20 protein-coding genes are annotated in these 19,669 nt (G+C 57.7%); 12 read left to right on the top strand and 8 right to left on the bottom strand.

What is annotated here, in order from left to right:
- The first annotated feature begins 13 nt into the window (after window positions 1-13).
- The 11 genes from V9G17_05355 to V9G17_05305 all read left to right on the top strand — a co-directional run bounded on the left by V9G17_05355 (window position 14) and on the right by V9G17_05305 (window position 9,827).
- The gene (locus tag V9G17_05355; GenBank protein ID MEI2752011.1) at window positions 14-787 is read left to right on the top strand and encodes a hypothetical protein; all 774 of its coding nucleotides are present in this window, start codon (window positions 14-16) and stop codon (window positions 785-787) included.
- Window positions 788-916: 129 nt separating this feature from the next.
- Window positions 917-2,452: a Do family serine endopeptidase gene (locus tag V9G17_05350; protein ID MEI2752010.1), complete on the top strand. Its 1,536-nt coding sequence runs from the start codon at window positions 917-919 to the stop codon at window positions 2,450-2,452.
- An 80-nt stretch (window positions 2,453-2,532) separates the two neighbouring features.
- Window positions 2,533-3,477 (top strand): twin-arginine translocase subunit TatC, encoded by a 945-nt coding sequence (gene tatC / locus V9G17_05345; protein ID MEI2752009.1) that lies wholly within the window; start codon window positions 2,533-2,535, stop codon window positions 3,475-3,477.
- A gap of 80 nt (window positions 3,478-3,557) precedes the next feature.
- A complete protein-coding gene (locus tag V9G17_05340; protein MEI2752008.1) occupies window positions 3,558-4,514 on the top strand; it encodes an Mrp/NBP35 family ATP-binding protein in 957 nt (318 codons plus the stop codon).
- Window positions 4,515-4,528: 14 nt separating this feature from the next.
- Window positions 4,529-5,827, top strand: a complete 1,299-nt coding sequence (gene glp / locus V9G17_05335) for a gephyrin-like molybdotransferase Glp (protein ID MEI2752007.1) — start codon at window positions 4,529-4,531, stop codon at window positions 5,825-5,827.
- A 20-nt stretch (window positions 5,828-5,847) separates the two neighbouring features.
- Window positions 5,848-6,357, top strand: a complete 510-nt coding sequence (mobB, locus tag V9G17_05330) for a molybdopterin-guanine dinucleotide biosynthesis protein B (GenBank protein MEI2752006.1) — start codon at window positions 5,848-5,850, stop codon at window positions 6,355-6,357.
- Window positions 6,350-7,054, top strand: coding sequence for a NapC/NirT family cytochrome c (locus V9G17_05325; protein MEI2752005.1), 705 nt, complete (start codon window positions 6,350-6,352; stop codon window positions 7,052-7,054). Before mobB ends, V9G17_05325 begins: the two co-directional genes overlap by 8 nt.
- 20 nt (window positions 7,055-7,074) lie before the next feature.
- Window positions 7,075-7,803, top strand: a complete 729-nt coding sequence (locus tag V9G17_05320) for an ABC transporter ATP-binding protein (protein ID MEI2752004.1) — start codon at window positions 7,075-7,077, stop codon at window positions 7,801-7,803.
- A gap of 45 nt (window positions 7,804-7,848) precedes the next feature.
- Window positions 7,849-8,319: a hypothetical protein gene (locus tag V9G17_05315; GenBank protein ID MEI2752003.1), complete on the top strand. Its 471-nt coding sequence runs from the start codon at window positions 7,849-7,851 to the stop codon at window positions 8,317-8,319.
- 6 nt (window positions 8,320-8,325) lie between these two features.
- On the top strand, window positions 8,326-9,117 hold the full coding sequence (locus V9G17_05310) for an ABC transporter permease (protein ID MEI2752002.1): 792 nt from the start codon (window positions 8,326-8,328) through the stop codon (window positions 9,115-9,117).
- A gap of 35 nt (window positions 9,118-9,152) precedes the next feature.
- On the top strand, window positions 9,153-9,827 hold the full coding sequence (locus V9G17_05305) for a 2OG-Fe(II) oxygenase family protein (GenBank protein MEI2752001.1): 675 nt from the start codon (window positions 9,153-9,155) through the stop codon (window positions 9,825-9,827).
- 81 nt (window positions 9,828-9,908) lie between these two features.
- Here V9G17_05305 and V9G17_05300 read toward each other — a convergent pair whose 3' ends face one another.
- From V9G17_05300 to V9G17_05270, 7 genes are all read right to left on the bottom strand, one after another.
- Window positions 9,909-10,517: an XRE family transcriptional regulator gene (locus tag V9G17_05300; protein ID MEI2752000.1), complete on the bottom strand. Its 609-nt coding sequence runs from the start codon at window positions 10,515-10,517 to the stop codon at window positions 9,909-9,911.
- Between the two features lie 172 nt (window positions 10,518-10,689).
- On the bottom strand, window positions 10,690-11,961 hold the full coding sequence (locus tag V9G17_05295; GenBank protein ID MEI2751999.1) for an ABC transporter ATP-binding protein: 1,272 nt from the start codon (window positions 11,959-11,961) through the stop codon (window positions 10,690-10,692).
- On the bottom strand, window positions 11,962-12,813 hold the full coding sequence (locus V9G17_05290; protein ID MEI2751998.1) for an ABC transporter permease: 852 nt from the start codon (window positions 12,811-12,813) through the stop codon (window positions 11,962-11,964).
- Between the two features lie 160 nt (window positions 12,814-12,973).
- A complete protein-coding gene (locus V9G17_05285) occupies window positions 12,974-13,210 on the bottom strand; it encodes an acyl carrier protein (GenBank protein ID MEI2751997.1) in 237 nt (78 codons plus the stop codon).
- 165 nt (window positions 13,211-13,375) lie between these two features.
- Window positions 13,376-14,923, bottom strand: coding sequence for an SDR family NAD(P)-dependent oxidoreductase (locus V9G17_05280; protein ID MEI2751996.1), 1,548 nt, complete (start codon window positions 14,921-14,923; stop codon window positions 13,376-13,378).
- Window positions 14,910-16,907, bottom strand: a complete 1,998-nt coding sequence (locus V9G17_05275) for an HAD-IIIC family phosphatase (protein MEI2751995.1) — start codon at window positions 16,905-16,907, stop codon at window positions 14,910-14,912. Before V9G17_05275 ends, V9G17_05280 begins: the two co-directional genes overlap by 14 nt.
- A 93-nt stretch (window positions 16,908-17,000) precedes the next feature.
- Window positions 17,001-17,516 (bottom strand): serine acetyltransferase, encoded by a 516-nt coding sequence (locus V9G17_05270; GenBank protein MEI2751994.1) that lies wholly within the window; start codon window positions 17,514-17,516, stop codon window positions 17,001-17,003.
- A gap of 939 nt (window positions 17,517-18,455) precedes the next feature.
- Between V9G17_05270 and V9G17_05265 the strand changes: the two genes are divergently transcribed.
- Window positions 18,456-18,785, top strand: a complete 330-nt coding sequence (locus V9G17_05265) for an RNA-binding protein (protein MEI2751993.1) — start codon at window positions 18,456-18,458, stop codon at window positions 18,783-18,785.
- A 122-nt stretch (window positions 18,786-18,907) separates the two neighbouring features.
- On the opposite strand, the gene V9G17_05260 is transcribed toward V9G17_05265, so the two are convergent.
- Window positions 18,908-19,600 carry a hypothetical protein gene (locus V9G17_05260; GenBank protein MEI2751992.1) on the bottom strand — a complete coding sequence of 231 codons (693 nt, stop codon included), beginning with the start codon at window positions 19,598-19,600 and terminating at the stop codon, window positions 18,908-18,910.
- Window positions 19,601-19,669 lie beyond the last annotated feature (69 nt).

The raw sequence follows: 19,669 nt of genomic DNA, 5'->3' as shown, positions 1-19,669 counted from the left end.
GCGGGAGGGTGCGATGAGCCGGAACCAAGGCTGGGTTCTGTGGTTGGCCTGGATGTTGTTGCTGACCGGTTGTGCCGTGACGTCTCCACCCAGCCGGTTGAGCCAGTATGTCGCTCTTGCCGCGGCCGACGAATCAGCCGGCGTTGAGTTGCCGGTGCAACGTCCGCTTCGAACTGCGCTGGTTGTGCTCTCCGATCGGTCGGCTCAGGAGGCGGCCCCGGGTATGCCTGAGGAGGCTCAGGCAAGACTGGCTGAGACGCTCAGTGAGCAGGTCAATCTGGGCTTTCCCATTGCTATTAAGCGGGTGGTGAATCTCGGTGAGATTCCGGTGGGTGCGCCGCATCCGAATTGGACTGACCTTGCGCGCCAGCAGAGTGTGGACTATGTCCTGGTCGTGGTTCTCTCGAGCACAGAGCAGGAGTATCCCGCCTCGCTGTTTCTCGGCTGGACGAGCCACCGGCAGCCGGGGTTCCGTCGCGACAACTGGTCCTTGGCGGAAGCGGCCCTGGTTGATGGCTCAACAGGCCGACAGCTTCTCCGCGCGGAGGGGCGAGCCATGGCGACGTTGGATAGTCCCACGGCGCCTGGGATTTCGCAGTGGTACCCGGTCATTTATCTGCGCCCGCAGGATCCAGAGCGGCGCATCTGGCCGCCGTCCTATGAAGGCGCCCCTGTGACGCTTCGTGTGGTGTCGATGGAGCAGGCGGCGAAGCGATTGGCCGGGAATCTACAGCGAGCCTGGGTCGAGCAGCGGGAGCTTGAGTTGGTTGCGATGCCGAGGCCATGACGACTGTGTATCGGAGAAACGGGCTCCGCGTTTTCCTCTTTGAAGGCGATTCTGTGATTAGTGTAGAATGACTCGTTCATGATGGCGCGGAGGATGGTTCCTCATTTTCAGGTTTCCAGAGGAGTACACATGACGTATCGACATCGGCGCAGGAAAGTGCTGTCCGTACTGGCAGGGATTCCCATGATCGCTGCCACGCTCCTAGTCGGCGGAATGCAGCCAGGGTCTCAGGCTCAGGCGGCAGGTGTCCCCCCGGCGTTTGCGCAGGGATTCTCAGAAATCGTCAAGTCGGTGACCCCTGCAGTCGTCAACATTGCCGTCACCGGTGGAGGGGAGGGGCGTCGCGAAGGTCGTCGTCAGCTTCCTCCGGGCGGACCATTCGGTGGCCCGCCTCCCGGCCCTGGTGATGAGCCGCCCGGTATGGAACCGCCAGGTGGACCCGGTGGCCCGCCAGGCCCTCCCGGTGGTGGTCCCCATCGCCCTGAACAGAGTGCCGGATCCGGTGTGATCCTTGAGCCGAACGGGTATATCGTCACCAATAACCACGTGGTTGAAGGCGCGACCCAAATCACGGTGACTCTGTCGGACCGCCGCGAATTTCCGGCCAAAATCATCGGAACCGATCCGAAGACGGATTTGGCCATCATTAAGATCGAAGCCAAAGACCTCAGCTCCATGAAGTGGGCGGATTATGACGAGTTGCAGGTCGGTGACGTGGTGCTTGCGGTGGGCAGTCCGTTCGGCCTGAGCTCAACCGTGACCATGGGCATTATCAGCGCGCTGGGACGCGGGAACGTGGGCATTGCCGATTACGAAGACTTTATTCAGACCGATGCGGCCATCAATCCGGGTAATTCCGGTGGAGCGTTGGTGAACTTGCAGGGCAAGTTGATCGGGATCAATACGGCGATCTTCTCCCGCACGGGCGGATCCGAAGGCATTGGTTTTGCCATTCCGAGCAGCATCGCGACGGACATCGTTGAGAGCCTGACGAAAATGGGCAAAGTGGTGCGCGGGTGGATGGGCGTGGCCATTCAGGAAATTACCCCGGCCCTGGCGAAGTCCTTCAAGTTGCCTGAGGAACGCAAAGGTGTGCTCATCAGCGATGTGAATGAGAATGGTCCCTCCCATACGGCGGGCATGCGCCGTGGCGATGTGGTTATTGCATTCAACGGCAAAGAGGTGCAGAGCGTCAGCCAGCTGCGGAACTTAGTCGCGCGGATGGGGGTCGGCAAGGACGCCGACATCAAGATTCTGCGTGAAGGGAAAGAGCAGCTGTTGAAGGTGAAGGTGGCTGAGCGGCCGTCTGACGAAGTGCTCGCCAAGCGGGAGCCTGGTCCTGCCGCTCCTCCGGCTGAGACGGTGAAGCCGCCGGACAATGTCTTGGCGTCGTTACGGGTTCAGATGCTGGATGCCGCGATGCAGAGCCAGTTGAACATTCCTGCAAAAACCACCGGCGTGGTGGTCAGTTCCGTTGAGGCCGGCAGCCCTGCTGAATCCGCAGGGTTGCAGCGTGGCGACGTGATTCAAGAGGTCAACCACGAAGTGGTTAAGAGCCTTGAGGATTACCAAAAGGCGTCAGCCAAGGTGAAGAAAGACGAAATGGTGGTGCTCCTGCTGAGTCGGCAGGGGAACAATCTGTTCGTAGCCGTCAACCCGAAATAGACAGCAACCAGCGGACCGCTTTCGGCTATCAGTCTGATTCCGACTGATGGCCGAAAGCCTCCTGCTGAAAGCGATTTTGAATGGCTGACGGGTTCAAGTTTCAAGAGTGGCTGCAAGACACGGTCTTTAAGCCGCTTGAAGATAAAAAAATGCCGGTCATGGAGCACTTGGTTGAGCTCCAAGTCCGGCTGACCCGTGCAGTCATCGTGACGGCGATTATCTTCGTCGGAACGTTCTTTTATGCCGATACGCTGGTGAAGTGGATCCGGGTGCCGCTCCAGAACATGTTCGTACCCGGATCCCTGTCCTGGATCCCTACTGATCTTCCCACCGTCCCCTTCGTCTTTCTCGCACCGGCTGAAGCGTTGTGGCAAAACGTGAAAGTGGCGGGTCTCTTTGCTCTGGTGCTGGGGACTCCTTATATGTTGATTGAGTTCTGGCATTTTGTGGTGCCCGGCCTCCATGCGCAGGAGCGGAGATTTGTCGGTCCATTTGTGATCCTGAGTACTCTGGCGTTTTATTTGGGCTTGTTGTTCTCGTTTTTCTTTGTGCTCCCCTTTGCGCTCAACTTTTTGATTTCGTATGGCGTGAATGCCGGCTTTATTCCGCAACTGTCGATTGCGCAATATGTCGGATTCGCGCTGTGGTTTCTTCTGGTCTTCGGTCTCATTTTTGAAGTGCCGTTGGTGATTACCCTGCTGGCCAAACTGGGTTGGGTGGATGCCCCGCTGCTGAAACGATATCGCAAGTGGGCCTTCCTCGCGGCGTTTATCTTCGCCGCGATTCTGACGCCGACGCCGGACCCCTTCAATCAGTGCCTGATGGCGCTGCCGATGTACATTTTTTATGAGGTCGGGATCGTGAGCGCCGGAATCTTCAACAAGAAGAAAGCGGCCGCTCCCGAAGAGTCGCTTGTGCCGGCGGTCGCTGCGGCGGGCCCCGGTCTTGGGAAACCAGGGCCATCGATGCCGGCCGGTGGCGGTGATAGTGACTATGTCGGTGTGCCGACTGGTCGTCGAGGGTAAGGCAGGGCAGGATTCAGCAACATGACGAAAGCACGCTTTCGTTGTTCGCATCATGATGTACGCTTTATGAGGAGTCTGAGATGCCACGCGAGTTAAACGTCATTTCACAGCCCGGTTCCAGCAGCGGTGGAGATGCCTGCACCTATATGTGGGCCTGCGCCATTTGCGACGAAAACGAAACCTGTCAGAAAGACAAGGAAGGCCACAGTCGGTGGCTCGTCGCGAAACGTATGGAACGGATTGAATATAAAGTGCTGGTCATGAGCAACAAGGGCGGAGTGGGCAAGAGCACCTGCACCACCAATTTGGCCGTCAGCCTTGCGCTCAAAGGCTGGCATGTCGGGATTTGCGACATGGACATTCACGGTCCCAACATTCCGAAGATGGTCGGCGCCGAAGGCCAGAAGCTGAAGATCAGCACCTCGGGCGGAATCATTCCGTTTCAAGCCTACAACATGAAGATCGCGTCGATGTCGTTCTTGTTGCAGAACTCCGATGATCCGATCATCTGGCGCGACGCCTATAAATACGAATTCATCAATCAGCTGTTGGGAGGGGTGGAATGGCAGGATCTCAATTTTCTGTTGATCGATCTGCCCCCCGGGACCGGCAACGAGTCGGTGACGACCATTGATCTCTTAGGCGGTGTCAGCGGGGCCGTGATCATTACGACACCGCAAGAAGTGGCGCTGCTCGACTCTCGGAAGTCGGTGACCTTCTGTAAGGACAGCGAAGTGCCGATCGTCGGCATCGTCGAAAATATGAGCGGCTTGGAGTGTCCTCACTGCCATAAGGAAGTGAATGTGTTCCGCAAGGGCGGTGGCGAAGCCTCGGCTTTGGACATGGGTGTTCCCTTCTTGGGACGGATTCCGTTGGACCCTGATGTGGTGACCCAGAGCGATGCGGGCGAGCCGTTTGCGCTCTTTAACTCCGATTCGGCAACCGCGCAGGCGTATCATGATATCGCCAATCAGGTCGAAGCGTTCTGCAAGAAGAGCGGATCGCTGGTCAAGCTGGCGCCACGTCAGCAACATTGATGGGACGGTGACGCGTGAAAGCTCTTGATGCAACAACCGGATTGACTCCGCTCCACGAGGCGCAGCGTATTGTGCTGGACGCCACGACTCCGCTCGGTCTTGAGAAGATCTCCATTCTCGATACGTTGGGGCGTGTATTGGGTGAAGATATCATCGCCGAACGTCACAATCCGCCGTGGGACAATTCCGCCATGGACGGCTTTGCCGTGCGGGCGGAAGATATTCAGCAGGAGCAGACGATTGCCAAGCCGGTCATGTTGACCGTCATTGAAGATGTGCCGGCAGGAAAGATGCCGACCAAGACTGTGGGACGGGGGCAAGCGATCCGGATCATGACTGGTGCGCCGATTCCGAAGGGCGCGGATACCGTCCTCAAGGTCGAGGATACGGAGCATACGCCCGATTCGGTGCGTGTCTTCAAGCCGGAGCCCCGCGGATCGAACATCCGACCGCAGGGGGAAGATGTGAAAAAGGGCGAGTGCATCATTCCCAAAGGAACGACCATTCGTTCCGGCGAAGCGGGCATGCTGGCTATCCTGGCGAAGTCTTTTGTGTTGGTGTATCAGCGTCCACGGGTCGCGATTTTGTCGACCGGTGATGAGTTGGCCGATCTCGATGAGCGGTTCAGCGAAGAGAAAATCATCAATTCGAACAGTTACGGCATTGCCGCTGCGGTGCAGGAGGCCGGTGGCGTGCCGATCCTGCTGGGGATCGCGCGAGACACGCCTGCCGCGTTGAAAGAAAAGATTTCGCACGGATTGAATGCCGATATTCTCGTGTTGTCGGGCGGTGTGTCGATGGGTGACTACGACTTCACAAAAGCCGTCTTTCGGGATCTGGGCGCCGAGATGAATTTCTGGAAGCTGGCGATCCGACCGGGCCAGCCGCTTGCCTTCGGAAAGATTCAGGGCAAACTGGCGTTCGGATTGCCTGGGAATCCTGTTTCCTCGATGGTGACATTCGAGCAACTGGTGCGACCTGCGATGCTGAAGCTGGCGGGAGCGCGAGGGTTTGGGCGCCCGCTGCTGGAGGCGGTGTTTCAGGAGAAGTTTTCGAAGCGGACCGACCGCCGGCATTTCCTCCGTGGAGTGTTGTGGCGGGAGAACGGAGTGTTCAAAGTTCGGACGACCGGCGATCAAGGGTCAGGCATTCTCACCTCCATGGTGAAAGCCAATTGTCTGATCGACCTTCCCGTCGAGGTGGAACGGGTTAATCCGGGCGACCCGGTGACCGTACAATTGCTCAGTGGGTCGGCCTGGCTGGAGCAGGCGGCCCCGATGGCCCCGACCGGTCATCGCCCATCCTGTTGTTGAGCCGCGAAAGGAACGTGTTCATGTCCGTGCCGATTTTGTCTTTTGTCGGACGATCCAATAGCGGCAAGACGACGCTGATTGAGCGTGTGATCCCTGAACTGGTCAGGGCAGGATATAAAGTGGCCACCGTCAAACATGCCGGCCATGGATTCGATTTGGATACGGAAGGCAAAGACAGCTGGCGTCACAAACAAGCCGGGGCCAGCAGTGTTGTCATCATCTCGAAAAGCAGCCTCGCGATGTTCGCCGATGTGTCGGACCATATGAACGTCGAGGAGGTGCGCGAACAGTATCTCGATGCATCCTATGATTTGATCCTGGCCGAGGGATGGCGGAGCGAGGGGTATCCCAAGATCGTGGTGGTTCGTGATCAAATCGGCGAGGTGCCGGTCTCGCAGGATGGGCTGCTGGCCATCGTGTCCAACAAGCCGGTCGAGACAGCGGTCCCGCTGCTCGACCCCGATGATGTGGCCGGCGTGGCGGCGCTCATCATCCGGCACTTCCCCAAATCTCAACGGGATAATGCGTAAGACCTCCGTCATTGTGCTCGGAGCGATCATGGCCGGCGCAGTGGCTTTAGGAGGAGTTGCGGTTCCGCTGACCAACCATCCGAAGTTTTGTGCCAGCTGTCACACTATTCAACCGGCCTATGAGCGCTGGCTGGAATCATCCCACAAAGAGGTCGAGTGCGTGGCGTGCCACGTTCGGCCAGGAGTTGTCGGCTGGTTGGAAGACAAGGCCTGGCATGGCACCAGGGACGTCGCCATCTATCTGTTCGGCAAACCGACCGAGCCGTACAATTTACGCGCGCATGTCGATTCAGCCGTCTGTCTGGGATGTCATCGGAACATCTTGCGCGTGTCGGAGATTGCGACCCGGGATTTACCGGCACCCGTGAAGGATGTGGGACTGGTCATGAGCCACCGCAAGCACATGGACGCATTCAGTCAGCGTGGGCAGGGCGAGGGCTGCACGACCTGTCATGCGGCGGTCGTGCATGAACGGCCGATCAAAGGCTATCCCATCGTGATTCCTCGCGGGCATGTGTCGGCCGATAGCCGACCCTGGAAGCCTGAACATCCCGAAAGTTCCGTCCTCCACAAACGGGCACAGGCGGATTGCTTCCGTTGTCACGATAATAAAACCGAGTATGACGGTCGAGTCTTGAGCCGGAAGTGCGAAACGTGTCATCTGCCTGAGAAACTCACGGAATTCTTGTCGTTTTAAGCCACGGGAACCCCAGTTCCATGTCATCTGCGGTCGTCGAAGTACGCAATCTGATCAAACGCTTCGGCGAGTTCACGGCAGTGGACGGGATTTCATTCGACATCGGGCGAGGGGAAATCCTCGGGTTGTTAGGCCCGAACGGCGCCGGAAAAACGACGACGTTTCAGATGATGCTGGGGTTGGTCACGCCCACATCCGGATCGATCCGGATGTTCGGACTCGACTTGCAGACCAACCGGGAGGCGATTCTCCAGCAGGTGAATTTTTCCTCCACATACATTTCGTTGCCCTATTCGCTGACGGTGGAGGAAAATCTCCGTGTCGTCGCTCGGTTGTATGGGATGTCCAACATGGCCGGCCGCATCGACGAGATGGTGAAGAAGCTGGAGATGGACGAGTGGCGAAACAAGCTGACTCGCAAACTTTCGTCCGGGCAGATGACCAGGCTCACACTGGCCAAAGCGCTGCTCACGGAGCCGAAGGTGCTGTTTCTCGATGAGCCGACGGCAAGCCTGGACCCGGACATCGCGCATAAGATCCGCGCCATCCTCCTGGAGGAACGGCAGGCCACCGGACTCAGCATTCTGTATACCTCCCACAACATGCGGGAGATGGAGGAAATGTCGGATCGTATTATCTTCCTGCAGCGAGGAAAAATCGTCGCGGAAGGCACGGCGAAGGATATCGTGACTCGGTTTGGACAAGCTGATCTGGAAGATGTGTTTCTCAAGTTGGCTCGCGAACAGTAGCGGCAACCTGAGATCGGGTCTTTGTGGAAGGGAGTAGGGGCAGTCATGGTTGAGATGGGAATGTCGTTCGGTCTGGGCCTGATCATCGGAGGTCTGAGCCTGATGTTGGCGTGGGGACTGTTGTGGCTCGTTATCGGCGGCATCGGCTTGGCCCGGCAGACATGCGGTTGGGCGATCTTCATGAGCAGCGTCAGCAGCACGGCCATTGCGGGATTGTTGATGGCGGGGGCGCTCTGGCTGGCGGATTCGGCGAGGCTCACGAGTGCTGCGCTGCAGGTCGGTCTGGCCGGGGTTCCGCTGGCGTTGCTCGTCGCAGCATTCTGCCGTTTGGAGGATGGACGGCAGATCGGTCCGGCCTTCCTGGAAGGCAGCCGCCTCATGGTGCATCAACTACTTGGTGTGCACGATGAAGGCTGCGGGCATTGTCATGAGAAACCTGTTGCCGAGCCGCCGTGCCACCAAAAACCCTGTTACGAGCAGTCCTGCCACGAGAAGCCTTGTGAAGGGAAGCCCTAGCGGCCGATGGCTTATCATCGTATTGCAGCTCTGGTGATCCGTCACCTGTATCTCTACCGCCGCAGTCTGCCGCGGGTGATGGAGATCATCTACTGGCCCTTTCTCGACCTCGTGGTCTGGGGATTCATCACGGTTTATTTGGCGACGTTTCAAGGCCAGATGCCGGCGGTGGTCACATTTCTCCTCGGGGCGTTGATTCTCTGGGACGTGCTCTTTCGCTCGCAGCAGGGCATCACCATTTCGTTTCTCGAAGAAATCTGGGCGCGTAATCTCATGAACCTGTTCGCCAGCCCACTCACGCCGAACGAATTTCTGGCGGCTACCATGGTGATGAGCCTGTTTAAAATCACGGCAGTGTCGATGGTGATGTCGGTCTGCGCCTGGATCTTTTACGGGTACAACGTCTTTATCCTCGGGCTCTGGCTGCTGCCGTTCATCATGAATCTTGTGCTCACCGGCTGGATCATCGGTGTGTTCACGACATCGTTGATCATGCGGTTTGGACAGGAGGCGGAAGTGTTGGCCTGGAGCATGGTGTTTCTGTTTCAGCCGATCTCCTGTGTGTTTTATCCCATGGAAGTCCTGCCGTCCTGGCTGAGAGCCGTGGCCTCGATCAATCCGGCCGCCCATGTGTTTGAGGGCATGCGCGGCCTTCTGGCCACCCATGCCGCTCCCCTGAGCAGTCTGAGCTTGGCCAGCGGGTTGAATCTTGTGTATCTTGGAGCGGTCATCCTATGGTTCCATCACACCTTCAGTGTGTGTAAGGAACGGGGGTCGTTGGTGCGGGTCGGTGAGTAGTCGATCTACCGAGCAGGGAATAGGGGAGTAGTGGGATGAAGATCAAATCAGGGCAAGTCAGGCAGGCACTGCTGCCGGTCGGTCTCGAATCCTTTTCGTTTCATCAGACGCCGGTCCTCGTGATCGAGAATTTTTGGTCTGCTGAGGAGCGGACTCAGTTTCGACAGGCGATGAACCGTGCGAATTGGAATCAGTTGCACGATTTGTCATACGTCCGGCAGGATTTTCCCAACTCCGGGAACTGGGCAAAAGCTGAGATTGCCCAGCCGCAGGGACAGCTCCTGCTCAGTCGATTGGAGATGCCCTGCATTCAGGAATATATCGAATCGTTCCCGAATATCACCAGGCGGCATTTGGGGTTCAGCTACTATTCCTATAGCGCCGGTGATTGCCTGCTCACCCATGATGATACGGATCAAGGTCATCCGGCCGGTGGGAAGCCTGCTCCCCGTCGTCGGCTCGCAATGGTGAGTTATTACCATGAAGAATGGGAATGTGATTGGGGCGGAGAGTTGATGATCTACTCAGCGACCGGTGACACAAAAAACGGAAAGCCGGATCTGGCCATTTCGCATTGTATCGCTCCCAAGCCGGGGTCGTTGGTCATGTTTACCGTGCCCCGGTTTCATCGGGTGTGCCGAGTAGACCAAACAGCGGGAGATCACAAGCGCCTCTCAATTGCCGGTTGGTTCATGACCGAACATACCTGATGGGTAATGTGTTCGGCGTACTGCAGAAGAAATGGTTGCAAGGTGAGGGGAAACAGAGCCAGGTATGAGTGGAACGCGGACCTACACGTGTCGGTGGGCAGTGACAATCAGCACTTGGGCCGGCTTTCTGCTCTTATTCCGCCAACAATGATGAATTTGCGACGGAATGCAGGCGGCATCCCCTCGCTTGAGACTATACAGGGTTTCTTCCAACGTGAGTTCGACGGTTCCCTGCAGGACGACGGCGAGTTGTTCTGCCTGACGTACATACGGCCGTGATCCGCTGGCGCCGCCCGACTCCAGCGTAATGACCATGGGTTCTAGCTGGCTGTCTTCACTGATCGGCCCGATCGCTTCGATTCTGGCTCGAGACCACTCGCTTTCCACTACCGGTCTGGCATCCGCGCGGATGACAGCCGCGTGTGATGGACTGATAGTTCTGAAAAACTCTCCAAGGGTTACGCCGAGCGCCGATGCAATCCGCTCGGTGGAGGCAATAGAGGGAGAGGCCTGCCGGAGTTCGACCTGTGAGATAAAGCTGGGAGAGAACCCGCATTTGTCCGCGAGAGTTCGGACAGAGAGGTGGCGGCTTTTGCGGAGACGGCGAACGATATCGCCGACATGCATTTTCTTTCGATCCTCGGTTGCCAGGCTCTTCCGAGGGGCCATCTTCTTGGTCTTTTTCTCCACGTCGTCCTATCTTTTGGTGCCTGCTCGGGACTCGCGCGCTGGGTGTAGCATGTTTGGGGGGCTGGCGCAAGCCGGCCGACTGGGCACGAGTGTCTCAAGTATAACGGTGGTTGCCTTCCAATAGGGAGGGCTTTGTAGCCAAGGGACCACCCTGATGCGATGCTGCAGGTTCCTATTCCGGTATATACCTGGTTCGCCACTCCAGGAGCGGCCGAACAACTCCCGGCCATCGACCGTGAAAGTCCCCCCGTGCTGAATCTCCGTCCCCGCTGTCATCCACACGAAATCCGATCGCTCGGGGGGCATGCACGTGCAGGCGAAAAGGATCTTCCGTCATCATCAAGGATGAGACGGCTACCATTCCCTCGGCAAGTAAGTTTCCGGGCATTCTGGCGGTGGACGTATACCGACCGGTCGGGCGAGGGGTTCGCTGCCACGCGGGGTCGCGGTCGTGCGCGATAAACACGAGGACATCTTCTTCATTGTAGAGATTGAAGACCGGCACAAAGATATGTCCGGGTTTCACGACATCAAATTCCACTTCAAGGTCAATCGGTTTGCGGATGTCGAATCGGTCCGTGACGATGCCGGCCTCAGTCCGGACTCGCACGGCACGTAGGCGAACGACGTCATTGGCCGGGGCCTGGGTTGGATCAGGCCATTCGACTGCGGGTTGAATGTGCCCGGCGTGGAGGTAGTGATTCACCACGTCATGAGCCGGTCCTGCCTGCACCACTTCTCCCTTGTTCAGGAGAATCGCCCGGGAACACATCCGGGTAATCGCCGGCATGTCGTGGGAAACGAGAATCACCGTCCGCCCATGGTGTCCCACATCTTCCATCTTCCCCATGCATTTCTTTTGAAACCGGACGTCTCCGACCGCCAACACTTCATCGACGATGAGAATGTCCGGATCCATGTGGGCCAGCACGGAGAACCCGAGCCGGACATACATTCCGCTGGAGTAATGTTTCACGGGTGTGTCGATAAATTGCTCCACCTCGGCAAATGCCACGATCTCGTCGAACTTTTTCGCAATCTCCTGCCGCTTCATGCCGAGGATCGCTCCGCTCATGAAGACATTGTCGCGCCCGGTCAATTCCGGGTGGAATCCCGTGCCCACTTCCAATAAGCCGCAGAATCGGCCGTTGATGATCGCACGGCCTTTGGTGGGTTCCGTCACCCGTGAAAGAATCTTGAGGAGCGTGCTTTTGCCCGAGCCGTTGGTGCCGATGACTCCGAAGACTTCGCCTTTTTTGATCTCAAACGACACGTCGCGTAGTGCCCACAGGGTGTCGTTGCTCTGGGGAGGCGCCGGTCGCCGACCGGCAAGGTGGCGGAGTCCACGCGCCAAGGCTCCGGCCAGGGAGCCGTCTTGGGCATGTGTCGTTCCTAGGCGATAACGCTTGGAGAGACCGGTTACGCTGACAGCGGTGTCACTCATCTAAATTAGATCGGCGAAGGTACGCTCCACCCTCCGAAAAAATATGACGCCGCCGATTAAGAGCAGCGCCACCATTGCCAGACTCACAGCCATCATGGTCCAATCAGGAGCCGTCTTTCCGAGCAGAGCCCACCGAAATCCCTCGATGACCCCTGCCATCGGATTCAGGCCGTAGTACCAGCGCAACGATTCCGGTACCAGAGACGCAGGATAGAGCACAGGGGAGGCAAACATCCATAACTGCGTCATCAAGGGAACGACGGAGGCCACATCGCGATATTTCACGTTGAGAGCCGAAAGCCACAGGCTGACCGAGAGGGCAGTCAGCAGGGCGATCACCACGAAGAATGGCAGGAACAGCACCGTCCACTGAGGAACCTGCTGATACCAGGCCATCATGCCGATCAGGATCAGTAAGCCCACGGCAAAATCAACCAGGTTGATGAAGGTCGCAGCGATTGGGATGATCAGCCGTGGAAAGTAGACTTTCTTAATCAGGCCTCCCTCCGTCACCACACTTAACGTGCTGCGTTCGAGGCTTTTTGAAAACAGGGTCCAGGGGAGAATCGCAGCAAACGCAAAGATGGGATAGGGCAACCCATCCGACGGCATTTTAGCCAAATACCCGAACACCAGCGTGAAGATCAGCGTGCTGAGCAGAGGCTGCATGAGAGCCCAGCCAGCTCCGATCGCCGTCTGTGCGTATCTTGTTTTCAGATCTCGCCATGCGAGAAAGTACAAGAGCTCACGCGACGCCCACAGCTCGCGCCACCCGACCTGGACATATCCCGTACGGGGTTCGATCACAATGGAGGATGGATTGCTCTGCGGAAATGAGTCGGCCATAGTCATGTGAGCTCTGCTGTCGAACAGGTGCATCCGCTCTGTGTGACGAGCGTGGAATGGGGGCCGGCATGAAGGCTCCTGAGTGCCGAACGATCTACGAATCTCTGAACTCGCAAGATGCATTGTTTGGCCGGATCCACCATCACCTGCCTCGAACGATAATCACTCACGACTTTCCCTTCCCAGTCAGAAACTGTTTGAGTTCGCCGATATTCTTCATGTCGGCCAGTTCATTGCCCTTGAATCGGACTCCGAACGCCTGCTCGATGCCAAACATCAGATTGATATGGGCCACCGAGTCCCAGCCTTCGATATCGGACGCGGTCATCTCATCGGTCAACCCCAGCGTCTCGTTATCGAACACCTGGCGAAACACTTCTTCCAATCGATCGTGCAACTCCATTCATTCCCCCAGATATTTTCGGTGTGTAATCATCTCGGCAGCATCATGGCGCCGACGGAACGCTCTCTTTCTGGGACCCCTGTTTCTGAATAGCAGCCGAAGGCGGCCGCTTGCATGGCTAGCCGGCTTCGCCGTACCGACGTGTTGCGCAGAGTCAGAATGCATCTAAAACGTATCCAGTATGTGCATGTTCGGTGACCGATCGAGACATGTGAGTTGTTGCACGATGGCAGCGGCGGCTCGTTCGATTTCCATCGCTCCATGCCGTCCCACGGTGGTGTTGGTTTGATCCGTTAACAGCTTTGGAGGCCTGACAATGAGACTGTGGACCGTCGGATTCTGAATGGCCGCCCACTGTGCCAGTCCCTCCAGTGCACATTTGGCTGTGGCATAGTGGGGCCAGTCCGCAGGAAGGTCCTGCACAAATGCCGAAGAGATAAGCACGTTCCACCCGGAGCGTTGAGCCAAGTCGCTCAGAAACGTGGACATGGGCATGCTCACCAGCGCGACGCTTTGGGTGAGGAAGGTTTGAAACTGTGCCACCTTTTCCGGTATGAACGGGAGAGGGCGAATAGGGGGCGACGCGTTGCAAATCAGTATATCAAGCCCGCCGTGTCGTTCGACGATATGCTGTTGCAGTGTTCGGCACCAATCGATATCTGATGCATCTCCCTGTGTCAGTTCGATCAGGCCGGAGGCGTCTCCAAGGCTCGTCCGAATCTGTTCCGCCTCCCCGCCGCAGTGGAGGTAATTCAAGAAAACCGTGCAGCCCTGCGAAGCCAAGGCCTGTGTGATGGCCGCGCCAAGCCCCCGGCTTCCGCCGATCACCAGGGCGACCTTGTCCTTCAATCGATTCGATCTCGGCAACAGGTCAGTGAGACGATGCAGTGAAGGCCGCGGTGAGTCCTCTCGCACGAAGGCCCACATCTCGGTCGTCGCGCACGCGCTGGCCCCCACGGAGAGCGTCCCGGTAGTGTGCAGCAAGTCAAGTCGCTCATCGTAGCTCTGAACCGTGAGCTCATAGGTGAGTGGGGACGGGCCCATTTCTCCATCGGCAGGCAACGTGAGTTCCAATCGCCAGAACACGGCGCGTTTTCCCGGTAGCTCCATGCCGACGGCGTAACTGACCCACATCATGGCCGAAACGTCCGTCAGGGTTGCGCCTTTTTCGAAGAGTTTCCAGCGATCGGCCAGTTGCCTCAACTCTTTGATCGACGGTGCATATCGGCCGCTCACGCGAGTACCGGCACCCAGGTGCGCTTTGGTGCGGTCTGCTGCTTCCGTGAGCCCGGCCGCATCTTGATCGGCCGTCTCGTGCCGGGCCTGATGATCCGGCGAAAACGTCATACTCGCTTTCAGCATGAGACGGGCGGCATCATAGAGTTTTGCGACCGCACGGTCCCCCGATGGCTCCACGATCTCCACGCGGTAGGGGACGCCGACGGTGAGGGGATTACGGAACTCAACAGAGAGGTGTCGCAGCCGTTGTTTCGGGCGATCGGGGAAATGGCCGAGGATCGCCAGGACGCCCAGCATGCCGAATACGACAGGCTCACCATAAGGCGAGGCCCGCGCGTATTGCTCGGAGACATGCAGAGGGTTCCTATCCCCGCTGGCTGCGCTGAATTGAGCCAGATCCTGCGTGGTGAAACAAATGGTGGTCATGTGCGGCGAGGAGGCACGGACTCCGGACTGCGATTCAGGACGCCCCATCAGCGCTCTCCCAGGTATGGACAGAGGTCACAAATGTATTGGCGATCAGGCCCTTCGCCGCAAGGTCATAACTCCAGATCTCATCACGTCCATTTGTGCCGACACGTTCAAACCCATGTTTGGCGAAGGCGTCCGCCGCCATTGCATTTTTTTGTGTCGGAGAGTAGGTGCCTCGGAGGAACGTGCATCCGAGCTGTGCCGCCCGCCGACAGAGATGCTCCAGCATGGTGGCTTCAACGGTTCGGCCAATGACTCGACAACTCATCAGCCACGTGTCGATATCGAGGACGTGTTCCTGTTGCCGTGCGATCATGACGCTGACGAGCCCATGATCGGTGTAGCGATCGCGCAACCGTAGCGCGAGATGGACATAGTTCTCGTCACGGAGGAAGGTTTCCAGCTGCGCCATGCCGTGGCGTCGGGTGGTGAGATTGAACTGGTTGGTCTTTCCGATAAGCTGGGCGATCCGAGGCAGCTGCGATGCGTCGAACGGTGTCACGATCGCTTGCATGCGAAGGCTGCGATAAAATTCCTCGATGGTTCCGGCCGCGGCCTCCAATTTCATGATCTGTGCGCGGGCTCGATATTGGTCGGTTCGCTCATGATCCTCGGCGGTCAACGAGCTTGTTTCGAGCAGAAGGTATTGCGACAGGGTCCTGAGGTACAGCGACGGATCCTCCGGCAGGGAAATGACATCGACCTCTGGAAGAAACGTGCGCACGATCTCCCGCTCAGCAGGGTTATCATCGACGAAGACCATGGCATCCAGGCCGATCTGGAGTGTCTTGGCGATGGTGCGGATATTGTCCGGCTTCGATTCCCAATTGGCGACGAAGAGGGCGATATCGTCCAGCTTCAGTCGCATTTCCGGGTGTTGTTCGAACGGTTGGATGGCATCGGCATGGTTATTTTTCGAGCACACCGTCAGGATGACGCCCTTCCGCTTGAGTTTCAGAAGGTAGTCCTGAAACGCCGTGAATGCCTCACCGTCAGGCCCTTGTCCTAACTTGATGCCCGCCAATCCATCTTCCGCAATCACGCCGCCCCACAAGGTGTTGTCCAGATCCAATACCAGACACTTACGGCTCAATCCGAGATCCGCGGCGATCACCGCTGCGGTATGTCTTGCGAGCAACGGCAGGGCTTCAAGGGCAACGGCTTGTTTGGACAGGTTCCAATATCGGGGATCGCACCATCGTTGTTTTCCGAAGAGTGCCGAAAGCCGTTCGCAGTCCACTAGGGAGACATTGTTCGCAGCCGCTTCACCCAGCTTCGCGTTGACTGCGTGCGTCATCATGTATCGCGAACCGGGAAGCCTGGTGGCGAGATGGCCTGTAGGGACTTCGCAGGGCAGCGCGAAGTTATGCTGGACGAGTCGGGCGCGGGAGCGTTCTGCAACCATCTTCCAGAGGCCGGTCCAGCGAAGCACTTCCGTGTGGACATCCTCCTCTGGGTTCTGGCTGTAGTCAGGGAGATGAAGGTCGCCTTCGTGAACCGCCAGGACGACGATATCCGGACCGAACGCATAGAGCGTGCTGCTGGGATTGAGGATGTCCTGCTGGTATTGTCCGTATTGGCTTTCGTATAGGGCGACTTGGATGCCGAGTCTCTCTGCCGCCAGGCACAGCATCGGGCCTAATTGAGTGGTGGTATAGCTGCCGAGGAGCGCCACCTTGACCGATCTGAGCACCTGTCGTCCTGCCTTTGCAGCGTTGCGCTGAAACAAGGCCCAGCCAGCCTGCCATGCCGAATAGTCATCACCGGAATCGACGATCGCAAGCGCCCACCGGCAGACATCCGCATGGTTGCCGCGCTGTTCATAACAACGGGCAAGTTTGAGGCAAAGGGCCGCTGCCGGTGGAGTGGTCACCCCTTCCAGATAGGCCATGATCGCCTGCTCGATCTGTCCGTTCTTGCGGAGGATGTCGCCACGTGTTTCAGCTGTGGCAGTTAAATCGTGACAATGAACCCGGGCGATGTTCATGATGTATGGCTTGTTATTCCTGCAACGCGCAGATTATTTCGATGCAGGGATGCTGCATGCAAGCTGATCCAGGGACGTTGGCTTGAACCGACTTCATTGTTGGCGTACCCCCTGACGGAGATCCCTAGTTGCTCCGGGTGCCTGACGAACGGTCGGCAAATGAATGACGCGAGGCGCCTCAGCGAACACCCTGGATCCGGCCGGGACGTCCGACATGACCACGGCATTCGGACCGATGACCGTATCGTCGCCGATCTTCACTCCGGCAAAAATCACGGCGCCTGGTCCCACTTCGACTCGTTGGCCGAGTTTCGGTCCTTTATGTAAGGTCTTTTGTCCGCCATATCCGGCTCCGATCGTGGCTCCGTGGCGAATCACGCAATCGTCTCCGATCTCGGATTTCCAGTGAAAGACGATGCCGTGTTGGTGAACCAGCCAGAGCCTTCGGCCGATTGTCGTCGTCAAGGGAATTTCGATTCCGTAGTGATTCCGGACGTATCGGTACAGGACATGGTAGAACGTGAGCAGGACAGACTTGAGAACGCCGCTGCGCCGGTTCGAGATCCATGTGCCAAAGCGGTGAACGGCTAGTGCACGAAGGCCAGGCATGGTCCAGTCGTGGCAGTGCACGGCCCAGTCCTCTAGGATCTGGGCCCAGAGCTCTCCTAGGCCTCGATAAAGCCTGACGAATGTTCCCAGCACTGGCACCTCGGTCACGTGGATGAGTTTGGAGCGAACGTTCCTGTATCGTACACTTGCGCCCGATTGAGGGAGCCCAACGATTGCCGAGCAACCTGCGGTACCATCGGGGGATCGCCTGGGGCAAGTCCCATGGGTATCGCGTCATGAATCGTCGAGAATTGCGCGCGCGTGAGGTTAGTCGTCATGGGCCACTAGGCGTGCTTGAAAACAACGAAGGGGAGCGGTGTCAGACACAACTTCGTCCGTCAGGAATCGGGTATCGGACCTCATGCTCAGCCTTGGCAACATCGGTATATGTTAGCATATGTCCAGTATTACTGGACATATATAAAGCTTTCTTTCGGATGCGGAGTCAAGTTTTTTTCTGCGCGGTTCTTTTTGCGCCAGCTCATCCGCCCACATCGGGTTGGTGCGCCTGTGTCACATGTAGGTCCTTCCCTGCCAGGCTGTCGTTTTTGATGAGATAGTCGATTTGTATTTGAGAGCGCGGCCATCGGTGATGGATGAGGATACGAGCGTACATGTCCCGCGCAGCATCACGAGAATTCGTCAGTGGATCGATGAGGTTGGTCAGTCTTGTGATGGTCCGACTGACGCGGATCGAGTGTGAAAAAGCCCTATTTCATAGCTTGTATGGTCGGGGGACGCATGGTACTATTCCGCGTCTCCCGCTGGGGCCTGGTGAGGGATGCGTTGAAATAGTTCAGGCCTGACTCGATGTTGCCTTGCCCGGGAATCTAATCGAAAGCCAGACCCAAGTCGCCCCGTTACGTAGCGTCTTCGGCCCGTCCTTTCCCTTTCTTTCCTTCGTTCAAGACAATGTCACTACCCAAGAGGAGGACCCACATGGGTTCTAAAATTTATGTTGGCGGGTTGCCCTATTCGGCAACCGAACAGCAGTTAAGCGATTTGTTCGCGGTGCACGGGGCGGTGGAATCGGCCCGGATCATCACGGACAAATTTACCGGCCAATCGAGAGGTTTCGGATTCGTCGAAATGGCCTCTTCCGACGAGGCGCAGAAGGCGATTTCGGCTCTCAATGGGACGGACATGGGTGGCCGGACATTGACGGTCAATGAAGCGCGTCCTCAGGAGCCCCGCTCGGGCGGCGGACCTGGACGGAGCGGCGGCGGCGGGGGATTCAACGATCGTGGTGGCAAGCGCGATCGCTGGTAACGCCTAATTTCGTATCAGTTCATGGGGCAGTCATCCTTGTGGTGGCTGCCCTTTTTTTGTGTCGGTGGATCGACCTGATCGTCGGCGGTGGTCGCTCAGCGGGAGGATCATCGGAGGGAAGGTCAATCGAGGAGCCGAAGAGTCAGGTCGTCGAAATAGGTGACGGCATCGGCTTTGGTCCAGAGTCCAATCCGCCCGCTTGAGAATGTCTGGTCACAGATTCGAAACAGCACGGCATCGTCGTAGAGGGCTTTGAGTTCGCATCCACGTTGGACAATGCGTAGCTTGTGCCATCCGGTGGCAGGGACTGAGCGATCGATTTGCTTGACGACCTGCTGCACGCCTTTTACGACACGATAGAGTCGAACCTTTTGTTCGACCGAGCTGGCTCTCAGGAGATAGTAGTTGCGGTCATCCGTCGCGTGCCAGACGAGCCCTCCGCCAAGATCAGCTTTTCCGGCCACGGCCAAATACGAGACCTCGGCATCAATGTTGGTGCTCGCAGTGCCCTCCACGAGCAGTAGTTTGTGTGCCTGATCCGTTCCTTTCGGCTGTAATTGTGCCAGCACTTGGGAGGAGCTTTTCGCGCGGTCGGTGATGAGGATTTTCCACTCGCCGGCCGCGCGGCTGTCGAAAAGTGTCCCGACTGTGAACGAACTGGGAAGGGTGCCCGGCGCCGCGCCGTCAAAGTCCCATTGTTGAGTGTGCCGGGATTCCGGATCTTCCTGCTCTGCCGGGAACGTGATGGTCGGCGTTAGGCCGGTGATGCACAGTGCGGCCAGTAGAAAGGTTTGCAGAGGTTTGAGACGCATCATGATGGGTACTGTCTCAGAATGGCACATCGCAGGTCACCGTCCTGGCGGAAGCGTTGAGGACTGTACACC

The sequence above is a fragment of the Nitrospira sp. genome, assembly GCA_037045225.1.
Taxonomy (GTDB): domain Bacteria; phylum Nitrospirota; class Nitrospiria; order Nitrospirales; family Nitrospiraceae; genus Nitrospira_A.
This window is presented reverse-complemented; position numbering and strand designations above follow the sequence as displayed.